This window comes from Bartonella sp. TS82HLJMH, from assembly GCF_042193495.1.
GTDB classification, from domain to species: domain Bacteria; phylum Pseudomonadota; class Alphaproteobacteria; order Rhizobiales; family Rhizobiaceae; genus Bartonella; species Bartonella grahamii.
Window position 1 is genome coordinate 1 of sequence record NZ_JBHILU010000052.1, and the last position, 2,618, is coordinate 2,618.

The following is a 2,618-nucleotide window of genomic DNA, read 5'->3' on the forward strand; positions in this document are numbered from 1 at the left end:
TTCCGCTTTTTTCTTGGCTTCGTCTGCATATGTCCGTGCTAAACTTGCTATAGTCTTAGCGTCACCTGCTACTTCCTTCGCGTTGTTAGCTGTACTCCACCCTTGATGAGCTGTGTTGCCTGAATTTTCCGCTATCTTCTTGGCTTCATCTGCGTACGTACGCGCTAAACTTGCTATAGTCTTAGCGTCACCTGCTACTTCCTGAGCTTTATTGGCATTACTCCATCCTTCATGAGCTGTACTTTTTGCCTTTTCTACCTCACTGCGCGCTTGTGCCGCCTCATGGTTAGCATAACCAGCTGTCTGTTTGGCTTCTTTCGCTATCTTTTCAGCTTCACCCGCTACTGTCTCTACCTGTGATGCCTTCTTTTGTGCACCATCAGCTACCTTCTTTGCCTCGTCCGCTGTCGACTTCGCACTATTGGCTAATTGTTTTAGACCATCCAAAGCACCTTTCGTTTCTTCTGCTACCTTCTCTGCTGCTTCCGCTTTACTCTTTGCTGCTGTAGCTATACCCTTCAACGCTTCTGCATCAACCTGCCCTGCCGTCTCTCCTGAACGCGCCGCAGACTCTGCTACCGCTTTCGCTTCAGAAGCTAATTTTGTAGCCTCCTCTGCACTCTGTTGGGCTTGATGAGCCGTCGCTGTTGCTGTATCCGCTGCACTCTTGGCTTCTTCTGCTGTGATCTTCGCTGTGTTCGCCACCCTAACAGCGCTTTCTGATGCTCCTTTGGCTTCGTTAGCTACCGTTTCTGCTGTTTCTGTCGCTGCCGCTACCGATTGTTTTACTTCCTCCACTAAACCTTTTGCCTCAACAGCTGTCGTTTTACTTTCATTGGCTAACGTTGCTGCCTGATCTGCTACTTTCTTCGCTTCAGCGGCTTTAGACAATGCTTCTGAAGCATCTTGGTGCGCTGTTGATGTCTCTAACGCCTGTTTTGCCTCTTGCGCCATAGTCTTGGCTTCTGAAGCTGTGACTGTCGCATCATCCGCCTTCTTTTCGGCTCTTGCGGCTTTCTCTTCTGCCGTCTCTGCTGTGCTCTTAGCGTCTTGCGAAAGGACATGAGCATCCTCTGCTTTATTTTTCGCTTCCACCGCTGTATCTTTTGCGCTATCCGCTAACCGCTTTGCATTATTCGCTAACGTTTCTGCCGAATGCGCTCTCGTCTTAACTTCTTCAACCAATTGTTTCGCTTCACCGGCTTTAGTCTTGGCTTGTGTAGCAACGTCTTCTATTGTTAAAGCCCTCTGTTCTACTCCTTCTGCTGTCCTTTTGGCTCCCTCTGCTGTATTCTTGACATGATCAACCGATTGCTTAAGATCATGAGCTACCGACAGAGCTTTAGACGCCGTTTCTTTTGCATCACCAGCTACCGAAGAGGCTGTCTCAGCTGTCGTCTTGGCTTCAGAAGCTGTCGTGAGAGCTTGCCCACTGTTCGCTGCCGCCGTTTCTGCAACATTCTTCACCTCACCCATCACCTGCTTGGCATCATCAAAAGCGCTCTTGGTTTGTTCGGAAAGTGTTTTTGCATCTCCTGCCGTTGCCTTGGCTTCTCTTGCCTCTGTCAAAGCTGTCTCTACTGTGCCTTGAACTTGTGTCACTCTTTGAGAGCTTTCCGTGACCGCTGTCGTCATTCTATCGGCTGCACCTTTAGTATCCTCCGCAATACGCTTGGCTTCTTGCGCTAACCTCTCTGCCGCTTCTGATTTCATCTTGGCATCTTCTGAGGAAGTTTTCGAGACCTCTGCTGTTGTCTTAGCAGCATTGGATGCTGTTAATGCCGTATTTGCCTGCTCTAAAGCTGTCTCAGCTGTCGTCTTGGCTTCAGAAGCTACAGTAACTGCACTCGCTGCTGTGCCTGCTGCTTGCGCTATCGTCGTCGCTGCTGCATCCGATAATTCCTTGACACTATCTGCTATAGTTTTCGCTTGATCTGCTGTTTGTTGCGCGCCATTCGCACGCACTATAGCTTTTTCTGCTTCTTGTCTTGCATTAACAACCTGTTCTAATGGTGCAAAGGTTTCATACGAATACAACGATGCCGTTCCTAAAAGCTTTGGAACAACAACCGTATCTTGTGATGTCCCTTCTCTGATTTCCTCTTGCGTCGCGACAGGTATCAAATATTCATGTTCATGATCGGGTATCTTCATCTGCTTTTGTCCTCACATCATTCAGAGTACTTCGTCTAAAGAACACTCTTTTAAATCTTCTAACTCTTCTCTTAATGCCTCTAAGCGCTTCTCTAAATCTTTCACAGATCCATCAAGCTCCGTTTTCAATGCGGCTTTCAGTAAATCAAAAATGCCATTAAGCGGCGCATGGACAAAACCTCCCCCAGAATACAAAACGACCCGTACTTGAGACGGGTCGCTAATCTCTGATATCGCAAACGGTTTTAATGACATTTCAACTCCTCATGTCTTGATCCCATAAACTACACTCACATTAACGGGGCGCGTTTCAACACCACCAACCCTCTCTGCCATAAGGTGATGTTCATGATGCGCTCTGTCATTCAGACCTTCTGTTATAGGCGTTGAATAATATAAAAAATTAGCAAAGGGGCTCCTGATAAACCAAGGTAAGCGAGGCGGCTTGTCTTTTTCTGTAAACC

General features: G+C 47.6%; 1 protein-coding gene and 2 pseudogenes. All 3 read right to left on the reverse strand.

All coding sequences use genetic code 11. From position 1 onward, the window contains the following. A pseudogene (locus ACFIKO_RS09060) lies at positions 1-2,154 on the reverse strand (hypothetical protein); the annotation flags it as partial. A gap of 21 nt (positions 2,155-2,175) precedes the next feature. Further along, positions 2,176-2,409, reverse strand: coding sequence for a hypothetical protein (locus ACFIKO_RS09065; RefSeq protein WP_375673846.1), 234 nt, complete (start codon positions 2,407-2,409; stop codon positions 2,176-2,178). 9 nt (positions 2,410-2,418) lie between these two features. Continuing rightward, a pseudogene (locus tag ACFIKO_RS09070) lies at positions 2,419-2,618 on the reverse strand (phage tail protein); the annotation flags it as partial.

Bases quoted from the DNA above. Each gene is read 5' to 3' on its own strand.
- ACFIKO_RS09065 (WP_375673846.1), bottom strand. From the start codon at position 2,409: ATGTCATTAAAACCGTTTGCGATATCAGAGATTAGCGACCCGTCTCAA.